Raw genomic sequence first — 19,858 nt, forward strand, 5'->3', positions numbered from 1 at the left:
CATGCCTACGGCTGGGAGTTCGCGCGCGCCTGCCGCGGCTCGCGAGATCGTCGTGGTCGGCCACGGCATGGTGGGCCATCGGCTGGTCGAAGCGGTGCGTGCCCGTGACGCGGACGGGTCGCTGCGGATCACGGTGCTGGCCGAGGAGGGCGATGCGGCCTATGACCGGGTCGGCCTGACGTCCTATACCGAAAGCTGGGACCGCGCCCTGTTGGCCTTGCCGGGTAACGATTACGCCGGTGACCAGCGGGTTCGGTTGCTACTAAACACCCGAGTCACCCAGATTGACCGGGCAACCAAGTCGGTGGTCACCGCGGCAGGGCAACGGCATCGCTACGACACCCTGGTGCTGGCCACCGGCTCCTACGCATTCGTCCCGCCGGTGCCCGGCCACGACCTGCCCGCGTGCCACGTCTACCGCACCTTTGACGATCTCGACGCTATCCGCGCCGGCGCCCAGCGCACCCTGGACGGCGGTCACACCGATGGCGGGGTGGTTATCGGTGGCGGCCTGCTGGGCCTGGAAGCCGCCAATGCGCTGCGCCAGTTCGGGTTGCAGACACACGTCGTCGAGATGATGCCACGATTGATGGCCCAACAGATCGACGAGGCCGGGGGTGCACTACTGGCCAGGATGATCGCCGATCTCGGGATCGCGGTGCACGTCGGGACCGGTACCGAGTCGATCGAGTCGGTGAAGCATTCGGATGGCTCGGTGTGGGCGCGGGTTCGCCTGAGCGACGGCGAGGTGATCGATGCTGGGGTGGTGATCTTTGCCGCCGGCATCCGGCCGCGCGACGAGTTGGCCAGGGCGGCGGGGCTGGCGATCGGCGACCGGGGCGGTGTGCTCACCGACTTGTCCTGCCGGACAAGCGATCCCGATATCTACGCGGTCGGCGAAGTCGCCGCGATAGACGGGCGGTGTTACGGCCTGGTCGGGCCCGGATACACCAGCGCCGAGGTGGTGGCCGACCGACTGCTGGACGGGTCGGCCGAGTTCCCCGAAGCGGACCTGTCGACCAAACTCAAGCTGTTGGGTGTCGACGTCGCCAGCTTCGGCGACGCGATGGGGGCAACCGAGAACTGCCTCGAGGTTGTCATCAATGACGCGGTGAAGCGCACATATGCCAAGTTGGTGCTCTCCGACGACGCCACCACGCTGCTCGGTGGCGTGCTGGTGGGCGATGCCTCGTCGTACGGGGTGCTGCGGCCGATGGTCGGCGCCGAACTGCCCGGGGATCCCCTGGCGCTGATCGCGCCGGCCGGATCTGGGGCCGGCGCTGGCGCTTTAGGTGTTGGGGCGCTGCCGGATTCGGCCCAGATCTGCTCGTGCAACAACGTCACCAAGGGCGAGCTGAAGTGCGCGATTGCCGACGGTTGTGGGGACGTTCCCGCGCTGAAGTCATGCACCGCGGCCGGCACGTCGTGTGGGTCGTGCGTGCCGCTGCTCAAGCAGCTGCTAGAAGCCGAGGGTGTGGAGCAGTCCAAGGCGCTGTGCGAGCACTTCAGCCAGTCGCGCGCGGAGCTTTTTGAAATCATCACCGCCACCGAAGTCCGGACTTTCTCCGGGTTGCTTGACCGCTTTGGACGCGGAAAGGGTTGCGACATCTGCAAACCCGTGGTCGCCTCTATCCTGGCATCCACCGGCTCCGACCACATTTTGGACGGCGAGCAGGCCTCGCTACAAGATTCCAACGACCACTTCCTGGCCAACATCCAGAAGAACGGCAGTTACTCGGTGGTGCCGAGGGTGCCTGGCGGTGACATCAAGCCAGAACACCTGATTTTGATCGGCCAGATCGCACAGGACTTCGGCCTCTACACCAAGATCACCGGCGGTCAGCGGATCGACTTGTTCGGCGCCCGGGTGGATCAGCTGCCCTTGATCTGGCAGCGACTGGTTGATGGCGGCATGGAATCTGGGCACGCCTACGGCAAGGCGGTGCGGACCGTGAAGAGCTGCGTGGGCAGCGACTGGTGCCGCTACGGTCAGCAGGATTCGGTGCAGCTGGCCATCGACCTGGAACTGCGTTATCGCGGGCTACGGGCACCGCACAAAATAAAGCTGGGCGTCTCGGGTTGCGCGCGGGAATGCGCCGAGGCGCGCGGCAAGGATGTGGGCGTGATCGCCACCGAGAAAGGCTGGAACCTTTACGTCGCCGGCAACGGCGGCATGACGCCCAAGCACGCTCAACTACTGGCCAGCGACCTCGACAAAGAGACGCTCATCCGCTACATCGACCGCTTTCTCATTTACTACATCCGCACGGCCGACCGGCTGCAGCGAACCGCGCCATGGGTGGAATCGCTTGGGCTGGACCATGTGCGCGAGGTGGTCTGCGAGGACTCGCTGGGTCTGGCCGAGGAATTCGAGGCCGCGATGCAACGCCATGTCGCCAACTACAAGTGCGAGTGGAAGGGCGTGCTGGAGGACCCGGACAAGCTGTCCCGGTTCGTTTCCTTCGTCAACGCCCCCGATGCCGTCGACTCGACGGTGACCTTCACCGAGCGTGCCGGGCGCAAAGTACCTGTGTCCATTGGTATCCCGCGGGTCCGATCATGAAGTCCGGGAGGACAAAGGAGGGACTGTGACGCTTCTCAACGACATTCAGGTATGGACCACCGCCTGCGCATACGACCATCTCATTCCGGGACGTGGTGTCGGGGTGTTACTCGATGACGGTAGTCAGGTGGCACTGTTCCGGCTCGACGACGGCTCGGTGCACGCGGTCGGTAACGTCGACCCGTTCTCCGGTGCTGCGGTGATGTCCCGCGGCATCGTCGGTGATCGCGGAGGTCGCGCCATGGTGCAATCGCCGATCCTGAAGCAGGCTTTCGCGCTCGACGATGGCTCGTGCCTCGACGATCCGCGCGTTTCGGTGCCGGTGTATCCGGCGCGCGTCACACCCGAAGGCCGCATTCAGGTCGCGCGGGTAGCGGTCTAGCTCACCCCGCGAACCTCACAGCTTGAGCACACGTCCGGCGATGACCAGATGTACCTCATCGCAGACGGCTGCCACGCGTCGGTTGATTGTGCCCAGTAGATCGCGAAACAGCACGCCCGAAGAATGGGATGGCACCACCCCGAGGCCGACCTCGTTCGTCACCACGATCGCAGTGGGCAATCCGGTCAGCGCGGCGCACAACCCGTCGAGCCGTGCCTCGAGGACGGCGTAGACGTCCGCGGTCGCAGCAGACCACAACGCCTCGCCATCCATGATGGCCGTCAGCCAGGTGCCCAAGCAGTCCACGAGCACGGGACTTCGTGCCTCGGACAAAGCCGTCGCGACGTCGGCCGTTTCCACCGTTAGCCAGGTCGGTGGGCGGCGAGCGCGATGCAGTGCGACCCGGGCGTCCCAATCGGGATCGCTGCCAGCGGCCGGGCGGCCAGGCGCGACGTAGACGACGTCGGCCGCATCGCCCAACAACGCTTCGGCGTGCGTGGACTTTCCCGAGCGGACGCCGCCAGTGACCAGTATCCGCACCGGGTCATCGTAGGTGGGGCGGCCTCATGGCGCGCCCGGAGCGAGAAAGGGCAAGGTCGGCGGGCAACCATGGCGGGCCAGGTTGAGCAGCGCATCGACGTCGAGGTGTCGTTCGACGAGATCGCCGAGCAGGTCGAGGCGGCGCTCGCGTGCGGCCAGGAAGCATGAGCCCGACGGGGCGAGGCCGAGCGTCTCTCGCAGGAAGGCCTCGCGCAGGGCGTCGCCTTCCAACGAGCCGTGCCACATGGTGCCGAACACCGGTCCGTCGCGCGCGCCGCCGAGGAACTCCTCGGCGGTGTCACCGCGGGTGATCCGGCCGTGGTGAATCTCGTACCCCGACGCGGGCACACCGAGTCCTTCGCCGCGCGGTAGCCGCAGCACCTTGTGGGGGGAAAATGCGGTCTCCACGTCGAGCAAACCCAAGCCCTCGACCTCGGTCACCTGCCCTCCCGGACCTTCGATGCCGTACGGGTCGCGAATCACCCGGCCCAGCATCTGGAACCCGCCACAAATGCCGAGCAGCGGCTTGCCCGCCGCAACATGCACCAGCAGCGCACGATCTAGGTCTCGCGCCCTCAGCCAGGCTAGATCGGCGATCGTTGCCCGGGTGCCCGGCAACACGATCAGATCGGCATCGTCCAGCGCGCGGGGGTCGGAAGCGAACACGACATCCAAGTCGGGCTCAAGACCCAATGCGTCGACATCGGTGAAGTTGCTGATTCGTGGCAGGCGCACGACGGCTACCCGGCGGGCCCCGGTGCCCGCCGCGCGCCGGCCCTGTAGGTCGAGGGCATCTTCGGAGTCCAGCCAGAGGTCGGGGTGCCACGGCAGGGTGCCGTACACCCTGCGCCCGGTGACCCGTTCCAGGTCGCGCAGACCTGGCGCCAGCAGGTCGGAGTCGCCCCGAAACTTATTGACCACAAACCCCGCGACCAGCGCCTGGTCCTCGGCAGCCAGCAACGCGACGGTGCCCAGGAACGCAGCGAACACCCCGCCGCGGTCGATGTCACCGACGACGATGGTCGGCAGTCCCGCATGACGGGCAAGCCCCATGTTGACGTAGTCACCTGCGCGCAGGTTGATTTCGGCCGGGCTGCCGGCGCCCTCCGCGACAACGACGTCGTAGCGGGCGGCGAGGGCGTCGAAGGCGCGGCATGCGGCCTCGGCGAGCGCTCGCCGCCCCGCACACCAGCTTGACGACGCCACCTCGCCCCAGGGCTTGCCCATCAACACCACGTGGCTGCGGTGATCACTGGCCGGCTTGAGCAAGACCGGGTTCATCGCCGCCTCGGGCGTGGTCCTAGCCGCGAGTGCCTGCACCCATTGCGCCCGACCGATCTCCACGCCCGTGCCGTCGGGGCCTCGGCAGACCATCGAGTTGTTGGACATGTTCTGCGCCTTAAACGGCGCCACCCGCACACCGCGTCGGGCCAACGCGCGGCACAGCCCCGCGGTCACGGCGCTCTTACCGGCGTCGCTTGTCGTACCCGCGACCAGCAGACCCGACATCCGTCTCCCGAAGGTTTCTCACTCCACCCGGGTCGCTGAGTCGGTGTCCCAGGTTCCGGGCATCATTGGCGTGCGTGGGCTGCCGCCGAACGCGTCGTTGGGTAACGTGATCAGTCCTGCGACTTGTCCGGGACTGGCCTTGTGGGTTGTTCCGGCGAAACCCAGGGTTCCCGCTCCTTGAGGCGAACCCGTCGGGTCGTGGCCGGTTTCGGGGTCTAAATCCAGGTATTCGTAACCGCGGCCGAGCTGTTTGATCTTTGGCCGCCGACGCCGCTGCGGTTGAACCTGTTCCTCGGGCGCCGCCGCGGCCGCTGGGGCCTCGGCGCTGTCGGGTTCCGGCGTCTTCTTTCGAACGCCGGTGCCGACGGCCTTCCTGGCCTGCGCCGCCGAGTTCAGGTCACCCACCAGGTACCCGAAGCTTTGTATGCCGGCTCCGGTCACCGGCGGCGGGGCGGTCACCGGCGGCGGTGGCGGCCCGGGCGGGGGCGTCGGCGCGGTCACGGCCGTGGGGGCCGGGGCTGGGGCTGGAGTTGGGGTGGGGGTCGGGATACTCGGGGCAATCGCCGCGACCGGCGGGATGACGGGCGGCGCGGATGGCGGGATGCCAACCAGGCCCGCCAGCCCAGACAAGCCCGCGAAGCCGCCTGCTGCACTCGCAGGGGCAAGGGTCAACGGCGCCAGCGGGGCGGCTAGCAGGGGCAGCGCCGCCGGGAGCAACGCAAGAGTTTGCTCGAGCAGCGTTTTAACCAGCGCGATGGTATCGGTGATGATCGTGCCAATGGCTTCGACCGTGGTGAACATCAGGGTAAAAGCGATAGTTGCGGGATTGCCCGACGCGAACGCCGCCGCCAGATCCGCCCCGATGAATGCGAAGGTTTGCGACAGGAAGGCGACATAAGATCCGATGTCCATGGGGTAGCCAAGGGCGAACGCAATGTTGGCCGGGCTTAGGAAGGTTAGCGGATTACCCAGCGAGGGCAGCCACGGATCAAATCCGGAAAACATCGCTTGCAAAAAGGGGAGGTTGGTCAGCCAGTTGATGAACGGTTGTATAACGTTGTTGTAGAAGTCGGTATACCCGATCTTCTGCAACCATTGCAGCCATTCCTGGACTTGGTTCGGCTCGTCGGAAGCCGCTGTCGGCGCGTTGGCTTTCACGATCTGGGGGGCTGGGGTGGTCTGCGGTGCGGCGGCCACCGCCGCGGTCGAGACCGCTTGATAGCTGGCCATCGTGGTGGCGGCCTGGATCCACATCCGCGCGTAGTCGGACTCGTTGAGCGCGATCGGGATGGTGTTGATGCCGAAGAAGTTCGTCGCCATCAGCACGCCGTGGAGGGCGTGGTTGGCGCCCAGCTCGGCCAACGTTGGCATCGCGGCCAAGGCGGTGCCGTAGGCGGTGGCCGCGGTTTCTTGCCGGGTGGCCATGGCCGCGCTGTTAGCGCTGGCCTGCACCAGCCACGCCAGATAAGGGGTATGGGCGGCCACGTAAACCGCGGCGGTCGGGCCGTCCCAGGTGCCGGCCTGTACGGCGGCCAACAGCGCGGCCAGCTCGTCGGCCGTCTCCGCGTAGGCGATGCTCAACGAGTGCCACCCCTCGGCCGACACCAGCAGCGGACCGGGCCCAGGCCCGCTGCTTAGCAGCGCCGAGTGCACCTCTGGGGGCGAAGCCATCCAGATCGGGGCGGTCATCGGCGGCTGACCGCCGGCGGAGGTGTCGTCGCGTCGCGAGCAGCCACGTTAAGGCCCAGCAGCGTGGTGGTGGCCCGACCGCTAGACAAGGTTTGGAGCGTCATGACCGGTTAGCTTTCTCGGGGTACACCGCCCCGGGTGGCAGGACGCGATGACGCGAGTCTCCTGGCTCCCGGATCGTTGCTTGCCTCGCCTTCCAGCCTGTGGCCGTGGCTTACGAGGGTCGCTCCCCGGTGACAGTGGCGGGACCGCGCCGGATTCTCACCGGCTTCCTGCATCGTCATCGCCTGACGGGAAGAATATTGGCATGCAGAGCGTGGATTTGCACGTTGAGCGGCATTTGCCAAGCAGGGGTCGGTCACATCGCACGGTCGCAACAGTCACATGTGTCACTGCACTAGGCGACATCCGATCTGCCCAGCTCTCAGCGACAGGCGCCTGGCCGGCGGTTTTGTTCCCAAGTTGGTCGTGGCTGTGCGGGATTGGAGGCGGCGTTGACCTGCAGAAACCGAGTTGTCGCGCTTAGCTGGGCACAGCGACCATCGCCGACGGCGGAGCTCGGCGTCGGTGAGTCGCTTCGGTCGGCCGGGGCGGCGCGATTCGGGTTCGACCACGTGGTCGTCGACCAGCTGACGCGCCGAACGTGCAACCACGGCGGCAGCGCCCGGCGACGTGTCCCCGCCACCAGTACACGTTCGGCGCAGCCAGTGCACACACGGCACGGAGTTTAGGACTTACTCATTTGGCTATCCGCGACCGATATCGCCGACCAGGTAGCGCTGCATTGTCGGGCCAATGGCGTCGACCAGCATCTCCACCGACATGGAGTGCAGCGGCTCAGAACGCACCCCGTAGCGCATGATGCCCAAACCGACGAGTTGAGCGGCGCACAGCGACGCTCGGATGGCAATCTTGTCGGCCCCGAGCATCTTGAGCAACGGGTTGAAGACCGGTCCGATGAACATGGACTGCACGATCTCGGCGGTCTTGGCTAGCCCGGTGGTTGCGATGGCGCTCGCCGCAAAGGGACCGCCGCCGGCCGCATCCCAGGTGGTGATCAGCACGTAGAGGGTTCGGCGGCCTACCTGGTTGACGCTTCCGGTGACGATTTTTTCGATGAAATCCGGTGTGCCGAAGGGCAACCGCAGCATCTTCGCTACCGGGTCGAGGAGTCCGCGTGATGGCTCTTGGCTACGGGCCATGGTGTCAGGATCACCCCGCTGTGATCAAAGATCAAGCGTCACCGGTGTCGGCGTGCCATGCCAGCGGTGCAGCCGTTGCTGACGTGCTACCGCGCTGCGAAATCGGTTCGCGACCAGCTGTGCCAAGCCCGGATGGGTGCCGAGCGGTCGGGTTACCACATCGGCACCGGATGCCCGCAGCCGCTCTTGAAAAAGGCCTTCTGCCAACAGGAAGGAGGCGACCGCGACGCGGCGCGCACCTCGGTTGGCTTCGGCCCGGTCTCGGGCCCGCTGCACAGCCGTGCGCACATCCGGACCGCCGGTGCCCGCAAATCCCATGTCCACCCATGATCCGGTCAGTTCGGACACTAGCGTCCGAGTGGTGTGCAGGTCGGCACGTGCCCGCCTATCCGACGCGCCGGCCGCTGCGAGGATCACTGAATCGCCAGGACGCCAACCGGATTCCACCAGCTGCTGGGTGACTATCTGCGCGATCTCACGGCATGGCCCCAACGCGGGGGTGACCGTGACATGCGGGTGCGCACTGGCTGCGACATGAGCGGGCAGGTCGGTGCGAACATGATATCCGCGGGACAAGAACGCGGGCACCACGATTGCGGGACGGCAGGAAAGGGCGGAAAGCACTTCGCTGGGTGAGGGTCCGAGCACATCAACGAAGGCGACCTGCACAGTGCGGTCGACGAGCGCGCTCACTTGCGCGGCGATGTCCGCTATCATCGCGACACCGGACGGTCTGCGGGTTCCGTGGGCCGTCAAGATCAGGTTCATACGTCATCGTGCCGGCTGTCAACGGCGAGACGGTAGCCACGTTTCACCACTGTTGCCACGATGTTCTTGTCGCCCAGAGCCGTTCGTAGCCGCAGGACGGCGGTGTCCACGGCGTGGGTGTCGCTGCCGTCGCCGGGTAGGACGCGTAGCAAGTCGCCACGAGAGACGACGCCGCCGGGGCGATGTACCAACGCGCGCAAAATCGCCATTCCGGACGGCGATAGTGGCTTCACCGAATCATCCACCAGCACAGAGGTTCCACGGATCTCGATCACGTGGCCGGCTGCTTTGAACGTGCACGAACCCAGCAGCGGCAGCTCCTCGGCAATGTGGCGGGCTAAGGCTCCCAACCGCATTCGCTCGGGAGCCGACGTCGGGACGCCCTTTCGGATCAACGGCCGCGAAGTTACCGGGCCGACACACATCGCGTGCACGTCGGTACGCAGCGCAGCCAACAGTTGGTCCTCGATATCCAATTCACGGCTGCGTTCTAGCACCGCGGCTGCGGCAGGTGCCGACGTGAAGGTGACCGCGTCGAATTGTCGTCGCGCGATCCCGGTGACTAAATGGTCGAACACGCCGCCTAGTGGCGCCGGCTTCCACCGGTAAACCCGGATCGGCACCACTTGCGCGCCGGCGAAACGTAACCCGCCCAGAAATTCCGGAAACGGGTCCCAGCTGTCGGCGGCACCGTGCAGCTGGACGGCAATACGCGTACGGGACACCCCCGATTCGAGCAGATATTCCAGCACTTCATGCGACGATTCAGAGTCGGGGGACCACTCTTCACGCAGGCCGGCGGCACGCAGCGCACCAGTTGCCTTTGGTCCGCGGGAGATGATCCGGGCCGACGACAACGATTCCAGGAGCTCGTTGGCCAGCCCCCACCCCTCGGCCGCGGCCAACCAGCCGCGAAATCCGATGCCGGTGTGGGCGACCAGAATGTCAGGCGGGTCGGCGATCAACGCCTCGGTGTTGTTCTGCAGTTCATCGTCGTCGGGAAGCGCGATCATCTTGATCGCTGGGGCACTACAGACCTCGGCGCCCTGGCGGCGAAGCAATGCGCACAGCTCTTCGGCGCGGCGAGCGGATGTCACCGCGATCCGGTAGCCGGTCAGTGGCGCCGAGTGTGCCTGGGCCATATGACGTGTCTAGGCCTGTGAGGTTTCAGTCGCGTTACCAGGCAATTGCTGCCGGATTGCCCATTGCCGATACCCACCTCTGTGGCTTCGGGCGTGGCGCTAGACGTAGGCCAAGCCCGCGGGTGCGGTGGTCGCCGGCACGAGCTCGCCGGCGCTCTTTAGGCCCCGACGCACATAAATCGCCCAGGTCAGCACCGAGGCGACCAGGTAGAACACCCCGAAGGCCCAAAATGCCGAGGTGGCCGTGCCACTGGTCAGGTAGGACTCTCGCAGAGCCAGGTTGACGCCCACTCCGCCGAGCGCGCCGACCGCCCCGGCCAGGCCGATCAGCGCGCCTGACATCGACCGCGACCACTGCCTGCGCTCGGCTTCACTGATCTGCAGCGAATGGCTGCGCGCCTCGAAGATCGACGGAATCATCTTGTACACAGAGCCATTGCCGATGCCGGACAAAATGAACAGAGCCGTGAAGCCGATGACGTAGCCGACCATCGTCGCAGTCGGCATCGGCCCGGCCAGGTGGTCACCGAAAGTGCTTGCGCTGATGAGTATTCCGGTGGCCAGCAGCATGGCGCAGAAGGCAGCTAGGGTGACTCGGCCGCCACCGATACGGTCGGCGAGCTTGCCGCCATATATTCGGGACAGCGATCCCAATAGCGGCCCCAGGAAGGCGATCTGGGCCGCATGCAGCGAGGCCTGCGCCGTGCTCTGACCGCTGGCGATGAAGTTGATCTGCAGCACCTGACCGAATGCGAAAGAGAACCCGATGAACGAGCCGAAAGTGCCGATGTACAGCAGCGAGATCACCCAGGTGTGCGGCTCGGACACTACCGCACGCATGGTGTTCAGCTCGATGCGATACTCCGTCAGGTTGTCCATGTACAGTGCGGCGCCGAGGCCGGCGACCGCCAGCAGCACCAGATATATCGCGCACACCCAGTAGGGCTCGCGGTCACCGGCCGTTGCGATCACCAGCAGGCCGACCAACTGCACCATCGGCACCCCGAGGTTGCCGCCACCCGCGTTGAGCGCAAGCGCGGCGCCCTTGAGTCGTTGCGGAAAGAAAGCGTTGATGTTCGTCATGGAGGCGGCGAAGTTGCCGCCGCCGAGGCCGGCTAGCGCACCGCACACCAGATACGGCCACAGTGGCAAACCAGGGTTGGCCAGCAACAGAATGCTGCCAACGGTCGGAATCAACAGCACCAGTGCGGAAAAGATGGTCCAGTTGCGCCCCCCGAACTTTGCGGTGGCAAATGTGTAAGGGAAGCGCAGGCATGCCCCGACCAAGGTCGCGGTGGCGCCGAGCAGGAACTTGTCGCCGGCGGAAAAGCCGTACACCGATGTGGGCATGAACAGCACCATCACCGACCAGAGGGACCAGACGGAAAATCCGACGTGCTCGGCGGCCACCGACCAGATCAGATTGCGTCGGGCGATGAATTTGTTGCCGGCCTCCCACGCCACCGAGTCTTCGGGATCCCAGTCGGAGATCTGGTGGGAACGGCCCATACTGACCCCTATCGTGATCGACGTTCTCGATCACGCTAGAAATCCTTTGTTGCCCGGGCGCTTCCGGTAGTGACCCCGGCGTGAACTTTCGCTCACACGGTTACCGCCAGCGTGTGAGGGCGGCCGTGCAGCGGAGCGGATTACCAGACGTCGCCCGCGCGCCAATCGCACATCAGCTCCGCCGAGGTGTCCAGGCTGATGTCGATGGGCAGGACGAACACCGTTCCGTCGTCATCGGGTGTACGGACTGGACCGGTTGGTGCCAGTACCGATGTCGGGCCGTGCCAGGGCAGCCAGCCGCGTGAGGCGTACAGTCTGCGGGCCCGCGCCGAGGAACTGAGCGCTCCGAGCTGGTAAGCGCCGCGCATCACCTGCTCGACGGCGTCCAACAGCGCGCTCACCAGGCGTTGGCCCCGCCAGTCCGCCCGCACCGCAACGCCTTCGACGTACCCGCAGCGCAGCGCGTTGCCGCGGTAGATCAGTCGCCGCTGGATCACCGCGGCATGCGCGATGATCGCCCCGTGATGCCAGATCAGGGCGTGCATCCCACCCAGCGTGTGCTCCCAGTCGGTCTCGGTGAAGTCACCGGCAAACGCGCCGGTGACCATCTGACGGATGTCCTGGCGGGTCTCGCTGTCAAGATCGGCGGTGTGGACCAGGCGGGCCGTGTGTACCTGGGTGTGCACAGTCCCTGTCTACCAGGCTTGTGTTACACCCTGGCCAGGCAACCGAGACCGGGGTCGTGCCCAGTGCAGTCGCACATATTGGCCGGGCCGTATCTGCGCGACCTTGTCGATGTCCTCGTCGGTGATGACGCCGACGACCGGATAGCTTCCGGTGATCGGGTGATCCGGCCCCAGGATCACCGGTAATCCGTTGGGCGGCACCTGGATTGCGCCGCGGGTAACGCCTTCGCCGGGCAGTTGCCGATCCGGCCAGCGGTGCTGTAGCGGGCGGCCCTGTAGCCGCATTCCTACGCGGTCACTGCGGTTGGACGCCATCCAGATGGTATGCACCAACGCGTCCGGGTCCACCAGCCAGTCGTCGCGCGGCCCGGGCACCACCCGCAGCTCCACCAGATGCTCCTCGATAGCGGCCACCGGTGCCTGGTCGAGTTCGGGATAGTCGTCGGTGTGTTCGCCGACCGGCAGCACGTCTCCGGCCCGTAGCGGCGACGGGCCGATCGCCGACATCACGTCGTAGCTGCGTGACCCCAGCACGGGCTCCACACAGACGCCGCCGCGCACCGCCAGATAGGTCCGCAGCCCGGCCCGTGGGGTGCCCAGTGAGATCACCTGGCCGTCCCGGACGTGGTGAATGCTGTTGGTGCCGACCATGATTCCGTTCACGGTCGGATCGGTGTCGGCGCCCGTCACCGCGATGTCGACGTCGCCGCCGCGAACCCGCGCCGAGAAGCCGCCGAAGGTCACTTCGACCGTGGCCCAATCGTCGGGGTTGGCGACTAGCCGGTTGGCCAGCGTGTGGGAGCGGCGGTCGGCGGCACCGGATCGACCGACACCGAGATGGGCCAGTCCGGCACGGCCGAGGTCTTCGACGAGGGCCAGCGGTCCGCTGCGCAGGATTTCCAGTGTTGTCATGGCTGCTTCCTCCAGCTCAGGCGGCCCGGAACTGAACCCACATGCCCGGTGTGAGCAGCGCCGGCTGGGGTCGGTCGACATCCCACAGGACCGCGTCGGTGTGGCCGATGATCTGCCAATCGCTGGGCGCTTGAGATGGATATATCGCGCTGAATCCGTCGGCGAGGGCGACCGATCCGGGCGGCATCGAGGTGCGCCGTTCGGGCCGGCGCGGCACCCGCAGGCTCGGGTCGCCGTCGATCAGGTAGGCGAACCCCGGGGCGGACCCACTGAATCCCGCCCGCCATCCGGTGGCGGTGTGGGCGTTGATGACCGCTGCGGTGGTCAGGCCGGTGCAGCGGGCGACCTCGGCGAGGTCTGGGCCGTCGTAGACGACGTCGATTACCAGGTCGCATCGGTGATCGGCCGCAGCCACCGCCTCGGGGGTGACCCGCAACCTGCGCAGCCGCTGACGGGTGACCCCTTGGTAGCGGGGCGCGTCCAGCTTCACCAATACGGTGCGCGAGGCCGCAACGATGTCGACCACACCGGGTAGCGCCGCGGCTCGCAATGCATCGGTCCATGCCATTGCGTCAGCGGTGCTGTCACATTGCAGCATCAGCGCATGGTCGCCGTAGTCGAGCACGGTGCAGGCCAATGCCGCGTCCATAAAGACGTCCATCACACTCATGCGTCGACGGTAGCGCTGCAATCTTCGGCTCGGCCAGGGATTTTCGAGACTGCCAGAGGTGCCTTAGCAAATGCTCATGCGCCCAAGATCTGGCTGATCTGTGGCGGCAGTTGCTCGGCCACCACGGGATAACTCAGCACCGACGAGAAGGCGATGGCTCCGGCCTGTTCCTTGGAAGTGAAGATGTGGCGCCGCTGGGCGGTTGCCTGCGACGCCGCAATCTCCGGGTCGGCCAACAACGCCTTCTCGTCCTCGGGGCTCTCGGTCATCCAGATCAGCACATCGGCGGCATCAAGCACCGCTTTAATGTGATCGCGCGGAATGACGCCGCGCTGATCGACGGCGAAGGGTTTGATGCTGTCGGCGATCACCAGACCCATGTCGTTGAGGAAGTCAGTTCGCCAGCCCGCCAGGGTTGCGACCACGTTGCCCTGCCAGAGGCGACCCTGCAGCAACAGCGCCTTCTTGCCCCGCCAGCGCGGATGCCGCTGCGCCACCGCGGCGAACTTCTGGTCGACGGCCTCGATCAGCGACCTCATCCGGTCGGCCGCAAACACCGCCTGGCCGATCGACCTGGCCTGGTCCTTCCACGGCTCGAAGAATGCGTCGCCGCCGGACTGGGCGACGGTCGGGGCGATCGCCGACAGCTGCTGATAGGTATCGGCGTCCACCCCGGCGTTGATCGCCACGATCAGGTCGGGTTTTAAGGCGGCGATTCGGTCGATCTGAATCCCGTTGTCCAGGTTCAATACCGCCGGCCGCGCCCCGCCGAGCTTGGGCGCCGCCCACGGCCACACCGCAAACGGCTGGTCACCGAACCAGTCGGTCACCGCGATGGGCACCACATCGACCGCGAGCAAGTCGTCCTGCTCGGTGTAGCCGGCGCTGACCACGCGCTTGGGTGGCTCTTTGATGACGGTCTGACCGAACAGGTGGGTGATAGTTACCGCCGCGCCGCCAGGAGTGCCCGGCGGGGGTTTGGGCGATGAACAGCCCGCGAACAGCCCGGTGGCTGCTGCAGCCTCGGCGACCTGCAAGAATCCCCGGCGGCTGCATCCCTGTCGCACAGCGTGAGGGTATCGCGCGCGTTACCGCCGGCGTCGGGCGCTGGTACTTGCTGGCCCGTATCCGCCGCCGCCGGGGGTTTCGATCACCAGCGTGTCGCCCGGCTCGACGTGCGTTGAGCCGCATCCGGCCAACTCGACGGTGCTGCCGTCGGCGCGTTCCACTCGGTTGCGTCCCAGCTCTCCGGGGGAGCCGCCGGCCATGCCGTAGGGCCGAACCCGCCGATGACCGGAGAGCGTGCTGACCGTCATCGGCTCGGTGAACTCGAGGCGTCGGACGGCGCCGTCGCCGCCCCGCCAGCGACCGGCGCCCCCGCTGCCCTGACGTACGGCGAACTCGCGCAGCAACACCGGGTAGCGCCACTCCAGCACCTCGGGATCGGTGAGCCGGGAGTTGGTCATGTGCGTCTGCACCACCGAGGCCCCGTGGTACCCGTCACCGGCCCCGGAGCCCGATCCTACGGTTTCGTAGTACTGGTGCCGCTCGTTGCCGAACGTGACGTTGTTCATCGTCCCGGATCCCTCGGCCTGCACACCCAACGCGGCGAACAGCGCGCCGGTGATCGCCTGCGAGGTTTCGACGTTGCCAGCGACCACCGCGGCGGGATGGGTTGGTGCGAGCATCGAGCCTTCGGGGACGACGATACGCAACGGGCGCAGGCAACCGTCGTTGAGCGGGATGTCGTCGGCGACCAGGGTCCGGAACACGTAGAGCACCGCCGCATTCACCACCGAGGTCGGTGCGTTGAAGTTGGTGTCCAGCTGAGCCGAGGTTCCGGTGAAGTCGATGGTCGCGCTGCGGGCGGCGCGGTCGACGGTGATGCGCACGGCGATCGTCGCGCCCGAATCCATGCGGTAGCGGTAGGCGCCGTTGTCGAGCCGGTCGATGACCCGGCGGACCGCTTCCTCGGCGTTGTCCTGGACGTGGCGCATGTAGGCCGCCACCACGTCGCGGCCGAAGTGGTCGATCATTTTTCCGACCTCGTCGACGCCCTTTTGGTTGGCGGCGATCTGCGCGCGCAGATCGGCGAGGTTGGTGTCGGGATTGCGGGAACCGAACGGCGCCTCGGTAAGCAGGCGCCGGGTTTCGGCCTCGCGGAACCGTCCGTTCTCGGCGAGCAGCCAGTTGTCGAACAGCACGCCCTCTTCGTGGATCTCGCGGCTGTCGGCGGGCATGGAGCCGGGGGTGATGCCGCCGATTTCGGCGTGGTGCCCGCGAGAGGCGACAAAGAATAGGACGTCCTCGCCGCCGGTGTTGAACACCGGGGTGATCACTGTGATGTCCGGCAGGTGGGTGCCGCCGTGGTACGGGTCGTTGACGGCGTATACGTCACCGGGCTTCATGCCGCTCAAGCGCCGGCGGATCACTTCCTTGACGGTGGTGCCCATCGAGCCGAGGTGCACCGGAATGTGCGGGGCGTTGGCGACCAGGTTGCCGTCCGGATCGAACAGCGCGCAGGAGAAGTCCAGCCGCTCCCGGATGTTCACCGACTGGGCGGTGGCTTCCAGCCGGAAGCCCATCTGCTCGGCGATCGACATGAACAGGTTGTTGAAGATCTCCAACAGCACCGGGTCGGCCTCGAAACCGGCCTCGAAACCGGCCCGAGTGGCCGCATCGGGCCGCGGCGGGGTGACCACTCGTTGCGCGAGCAGGTGCCCGGTCTCCGTCATCGTCGCCTGCCAGCCGTCGTCGACGACGGTGGTGGCGTTGGCCTCGGCGATGATCGCCGGACCGGTCAGCACGTCGCCCGGCCGCATCGCCTCCCTACGCCGCAGCGGTGCGTCGCGCCACAATCCGTTCGAATAGATCCGCACGGTTTCCGACGAGCCGGTGGTGTCGTTGGCCTGATCGCCCAGCTGGGACAGGTCGGGCTGGTCGGTGAGCCCGGTCGCCTCGACCGAGATCGCTTCGGCGATCAGCGGACGATCCAGCAGGAACGTGTACAGCGCGCGGTGGCTGCTTTCAAACGCCGTGGCCATGGTCTCGATCTCGGCCAGTTGCACGGGGATCGCGGTATCGGTTCCCTCATAGCGCAGGTGCACCCGGCGAACCACCCGGATGCGCTCACCCGGGACGCCCTCGTCCAGCAACTCGGCGCGGGCGGCTCGTTCGAGGGATTCCGCAACGCTGGCCAAACGCTGTGGCGCGGCGGGTCCGAGCGGGATCTCCACCGATTGTTCGCGCATTGCGGTGGTGTCGGCCAGGCCGATCCCCAGCGCGGAAAGCACGCCGGCCATTGGTGGGATCAGCACCGTGCGGATGCCGAGGGCGTCGGCCACCGCACATGCGTGCTGACCGCCGGCGCCGCCGAACGTCGTCAGCGCGTACCGCGTCACGTCGTGTCCCTTTTGCACGGAGATCTTTTTGACCGCGTTGGCCATGTTCGCCACCGCGATCCGCAGATATCCCTCGGCGACCTGCTCGGGTGACCGGTCGTCGCCGGTCCGCGCGGCGATGTCGGCGGCCAGGTCGGTGAAGCCACGCCGCACGGTCCCGGCGTCCAGCGGCTGGTCGCCGGAAGGACCGAATACGGACGGGAAGTGGGTGGGCTGGATGCGGCCGAGCATCACGTTGGCGTCGGTGACGCACAGCGGTCCGCCGCCGCGGTAGCAGGCCGGGCCGGGGTCGGCTCCGGCCGAGTCCGGGCCGACTCGGTAGCGGCTCCCGTCGAAATGCAGAATCGACCCGCCGCCGGCGGCCACCGTGTGGATGTCCAGCATCGGCGCGCGCAGCCGGACCCCGGCAACCTGGGTCGTGAAGACGCGTTCGTACTCGCCGGCGTAGTGCGACACGTCGGTCGAGGTGCCGCCCATGTCGAAGCCAATAACATGATCGAAGCCGGCCAGCGCCGACATCCGCACCATGCCGACGATGCCGCCGGCCGGACCAGACAGAATCGCGTCCTTGCCGCGGAAGTGCCCGGCCTGCGCCAGCCCCCCGTTGGACTGCATGAACATCAGTCGCACACCCCGCATCTGGTCGGCCACCTGGTTGATGTATCGGCGCAGCACCGGGGACAAGTAGGCGTCGACCACGGTGGTATCCCCGCGCGGGACCAGTTTCATCAGCGGGCTGACCTCAGATGACAACGAGATCTGGGCGAAGCCGATGCGCTGCGCCAGCGTACCGATTTCTCGCTCGTGTCCCGGGTAGAGGTAACTGTGCAGGCACACCACCGCGACCGCGCGGATTCCGTCCGCATGGGCCTGCCGCATCTTCTCGCCCAATGCCTCCAGGTCGGGTGCCCGCAGCACCCGGCCGTCGGCTGTGACCCGTTCATCGACCTCGACGACCCGCTCATAAAGCATCTCGGGCAACACGATCCGCCGGTCGAAGATGCGCGGACGATTCTGGTAGGCGATGCGCAGGGCGTCGCCGAAACCGCGGGTGATCACCAGCAGTGTGCGCTCACCCGTGCGCTCGAGCAACGCATTGGTCGCCACCGTGGTGCCCATCCGCACCGCGTCGACGCGCGTGCCCGCCTCGCCGTTCGCTAGCAGCGCACGGATGCCGGCCACCGCGGCGTCGCGATAGCGTGCCGGGTTGTCCGACAGCAGCTTGTGGGTCAGCAGCCGTCCGTCCGGCCGGCGCGCCACAACGTCGGTGAACGTGCCACCCCGGTCGACCCAGAAGTGCCACCCCGCGCCAACCACCCGGACTCCCCCTTCACGCTCGCAGCCGGTCCCGTCCTCACAACGGCAGACGGGCCGAAGCCACCTAAAGGTATCTCCGCTGTAACAGCGCGCATCCGGGCCGGTAACAGGGTCTCTTTAGCGTCGAGCCGTCATTACCGCTGATGTCGCCCGCTTGTCGACAGGAGACCTAACCGATGGCACTCACCACCGCCCCGGCAATCGATTATGCGCTGCCACGCCAGCAGGATGAGGGCGATCACTGGATCGACGACTGGCGCCCGGAAGACCCGGTGTTCTGGGAGACGATCGGCAGGCCGATCGCCCGCCGTAACCTGATCTTCTCCATCTTCGCCGAGCACGTCGGCTTCAGCGTGTGGATGCTGTGGAGCATCGTGGTTGTCCAGATGACCGCCGCCGCTCCCGGGCACCCCGCCGCGTCCGGCTGGGCGCTGTCCGCCAGCCAGGCCCTATGTTTGGTCGCCGTCCCCAGCGGTGTCGGGGCGTTCCTCCGGCTGCCGTACACCTTCGCGATCCCGATCTTTGGTGGCCGCAACTGGACGACCGTCTCGGCGGCGCTGCTGGTGATCCCGTGCCTGCTGCTGGCTTGGGCGGTGAGCCACCCTTCCCTGCCGTTCGCGGTGTTGGTGGTGATCGCGGCCACCGCCGGTTTCGGTGGCGGCAACTTTGCCTCATCGATGGCCAACATCTCGTTCTTCTACCCGGAGAAGGACAAGGGTTGGGCGCTGGGCCTGAACGCGGCCGGAGGCAACATCGGGGTGGCGGTGGTGCAGAAGATCATTCCGCCCATCGTGGTCGCCGGCAGTGGGGTGGCACTGTCGCGTGCCGGACTGTTCTTCGTGCCCTTGGCCGTCGCCGCCGCGGTGTGCGCATTCCTGTTTATGAACAACCTCACGGAGGCCAAGGCCGATGTGAAGCCGGTGTGGCAGTCGCTGCGGCATGCCGACACCTGGATCATGTCGCTGCTGTACATCGGCACCTTTGGGTCGTTCATCGGGTATTCGGCGGCCTTCCCGACGTTGCTCAAGACCGTGTTTGGCCGTGGTGACATCGCGTTGGGTTGGGCCTTCCTCGGCGCGGGCATCGGTTCCCTGGTCCGTCCGCTGGGCGGCAAGCTCGCCGACCGGATCGGCGGTGCGCGGATCACCGCGGCCAGTTTCGTCATGCTGGCGGCCGGGGCGGCTGCGGCGTTGTGGTCGGTGCAGTCGGTCAATCTGCCGGTGTTCTTCGTCAGCTTCATGTTCTTGTTCGTTGCCACCGGCATCGGCAATGGTTCGAGCTACCGGATGATCTCGAGGATCTTCCAGGTCAAAGGCGAAGTCGCCGGCGGGGATCCGGAAACGATGGTGAACATGCGCCGACAGGCCGCCGGAGCGCTGGGCATCATCTCCTCGATCGGCGCGTTCGGCGGGTTTGTGGTGCCGCTGGCCTACGCCTGGTCGAAGGTGCACTTCGGCAATATCGAACCCGCCCTGCACTTCTACGTGGCGTTCTTCCTTGCCCTGCTCGTCGTCACCTGGTACTGCTACCTGCGTAGAACCACCCCCATGGGCCAGGTGGGGGTGTAG

The 19,858-nt window shown here is 66.6% G+C and carries 16 protein-coding genes; 4 read left to right on the top strand and 12 right to left on the bottom strand.

The features are described 5' to 3' along the window. Nucleotide 1 precedes the first annotated feature (1 nt). Nucleotides 2-2,563: a nitrite reductase large subunit NirB gene (nirB, locus tag Rv0252; RefSeq protein NP_214766.1), complete on the top strand. Its 2,562-nt coding sequence runs from the start codon at nucleotides 2-4 to the stop codon at nucleotides 2,561-2,563. Between the two features lie 25 nt (nucleotides 2,564-2,588). Continuing rightward, complete coding sequence (gene nirD, locus Rv0253) at nucleotides 2,589-2,945, top strand: nitrite reductase small subunit NirD (RefSeq protein NP_214767.1); 357 nt, start codon at nucleotides 2,589-2,591, stop codon at nucleotides 2,943-2,945. Nucleotides 2,946-2,960: 15 nt separating this feature from the next. Here nirD and cobU read toward each other — a convergent pair whose 3' ends face one another. From cobU to PPE2, 3 genes are read right to left on the bottom strand one after another with little or no spacing between them, the layout of a single operon-like run. Then, nucleotides 2,961-3,485 (bottom strand): bifunctional cobinamide kinase/cobinamide phosphate guanylyltransferase, encoded by a 525-nt coding sequence (cobU, locus tag Rv0254c; RefSeq protein ID NP_214768.1) that lies wholly within the window; start codon nucleotides 3,483-3,485, stop codon nucleotides 2,961-2,963. 24 nt (nucleotides 3,486-3,509) lie between these two features. Then, nucleotides 3,510-4,994, bottom strand: a complete 1,485-nt coding sequence (gene cobQ1 / locus Rv0255c; protein YP_177703.1) for a cobyric acid synthase — start codon at nucleotides 4,992-4,994, stop codon at nucleotides 3,510-3,512. Between the two features lie 18 nt (nucleotides 4,995-5,012). Continuing rightward, on the bottom strand, nucleotides 5,013-6,683 hold the full coding sequence (PPE2, locus tag Rv0256c) for a PPE family protein PPE2 (RefSeq protein ID YP_177704.1): 1,671 nt from the start codon (nucleotides 6,681-6,683) through the stop codon (nucleotides 5,013-5,015). A 151-nt stretch (nucleotides 6,684-6,834) separates the two neighbouring features. On the opposite strand from PPE2, the gene Rv0257 reads away from it, so the two are divergent. Further along, nucleotides 6,835-7,209 carry a hypothetical protein gene (locus tag Rv0257; protein YP_177620.1) on the top strand — a complete coding sequence of 125 codons (375 nt, stop codon included), beginning with the start codon at nucleotides 6,835-6,837 and terminating at the stop codon, nucleotides 7,207-7,209. 220 nt (nucleotides 7,210-7,429) lie between these two features. Here Rv0257 and Rv0258c read toward each other — a convergent pair whose 3' ends face one another. The 9 genes from Rv0258c to oplA form a co-directional block, all read right to left on the bottom strand. Further along, on the bottom strand, nucleotides 7,430-7,885 hold the full coding sequence (locus tag Rv0258c; RefSeq protein ID NP_214772.1) for a hypothetical protein: 456 nt from the start codon (nucleotides 7,883-7,885) through the stop codon (nucleotides 7,430-7,432). A 24-nt stretch (nucleotides 7,886-7,909) separates the two neighbouring features. Beyond that, nucleotides 7,910-8,653, bottom strand: a complete 744-nt coding sequence (locus Rv0259c; protein NP_214773.1) for a hypothetical protein — start codon at nucleotides 8,651-8,653, stop codon at nucleotides 7,910-7,912. After that, nucleotides 8,650-9,795 (bottom strand): transcriptional regulator, encoded by a 1,146-nt coding sequence (locus tag Rv0260c; RefSeq protein NP_214774.1) that lies wholly within the window; start codon nucleotides 9,793-9,795, stop codon nucleotides 8,650-8,652. The genes Rv0259c and Rv0260c overlap by 4 nt, the downstream gene beginning before the upstream one ends. Nucleotides 9,796-9,894: 99 nt before the next feature. Continuing rightward, on the bottom strand, nucleotides 9,895-11,304 hold the full coding sequence (gene narK3 / locus Rv0261c; protein NP_214775.1) for a nitrate/nitrite transporter: 1,410 nt from the start codon (nucleotides 11,302-11,304) through the stop codon (nucleotides 9,895-9,897). Between the two features lie 140 nt (nucleotides 11,305-11,444). Further along, nucleotides 11,445-11,990 carry an aminoglycoside 2'-N-acetyltransferase gene (gene aac, locus Rv0262c; RefSeq protein NP_214776.1) on the bottom strand — a complete coding sequence of 182 codons (546 nt, stop codon included), beginning with the start codon at nucleotides 11,988-11,990 and terminating at the stop codon, nucleotides 11,445-11,447. 9 nt (nucleotides 11,991-11,999) lie between these two features. Beyond that, a complete protein-coding gene (locus tag Rv0263c) occupies nucleotides 12,000-12,902 on the bottom strand; it encodes a hypothetical protein (protein ID NP_214777.1) in 903 nt (300 codons plus the stop codon). A gap of 16 nt (nucleotides 12,903-12,918) precedes the next feature. Beyond that, complete coding sequence (locus Rv0264c) at nucleotides 12,919-13,551, bottom strand: hypothetical protein (RefSeq protein NP_214778.1); 633 nt, start codon at nucleotides 13,549-13,551, stop codon at nucleotides 12,919-12,921. Nucleotides 13,552-13,646: 95 nt separating this feature from the next. Further along, nucleotides 13,647-14,639, bottom strand: a complete 993-nt coding sequence (locus Rv0265c) for an iron ABC transporter substrate-binding lipoprotein (protein YP_177705.1) — start codon at nucleotides 14,637-14,639, stop codon at nucleotides 13,647-13,649. Between the two features lie 21 nt (nucleotides 14,640-14,660). After that, complete coding sequence (gene oplA / locus Rv0266c) at nucleotides 14,661-18,290, bottom strand: 5-oxoprolinase OplA (RefSeq protein ID NP_214780.1); 3,630 nt, start codon at nucleotides 18,288-18,290, stop codon at nucleotides 14,661-14,663. Between the two features lie 176 nt (nucleotides 18,291-18,466). Here oplA and narU point away from each other — a divergent pair, with 176 nt between their 5' ends. After that, nucleotides 18,467-19,858, top strand: coding sequence for a nitrite extrusion protein NarU (gene narU, locus Rv0267; protein NP_214781.1), 1,392 nt, complete (start codon nucleotides 18,467-18,469; stop codon nucleotides 19,856-19,858).

This window comes from Mycobacterium tuberculosis H37Rv (assembly GCF_000195955.2).
Classification (GTDB): Bacteria; Actinomycetota; Actinomycetes; order Mycobacteriales; family Mycobacteriaceae; genus Mycobacterium; species Mycobacterium tuberculosis.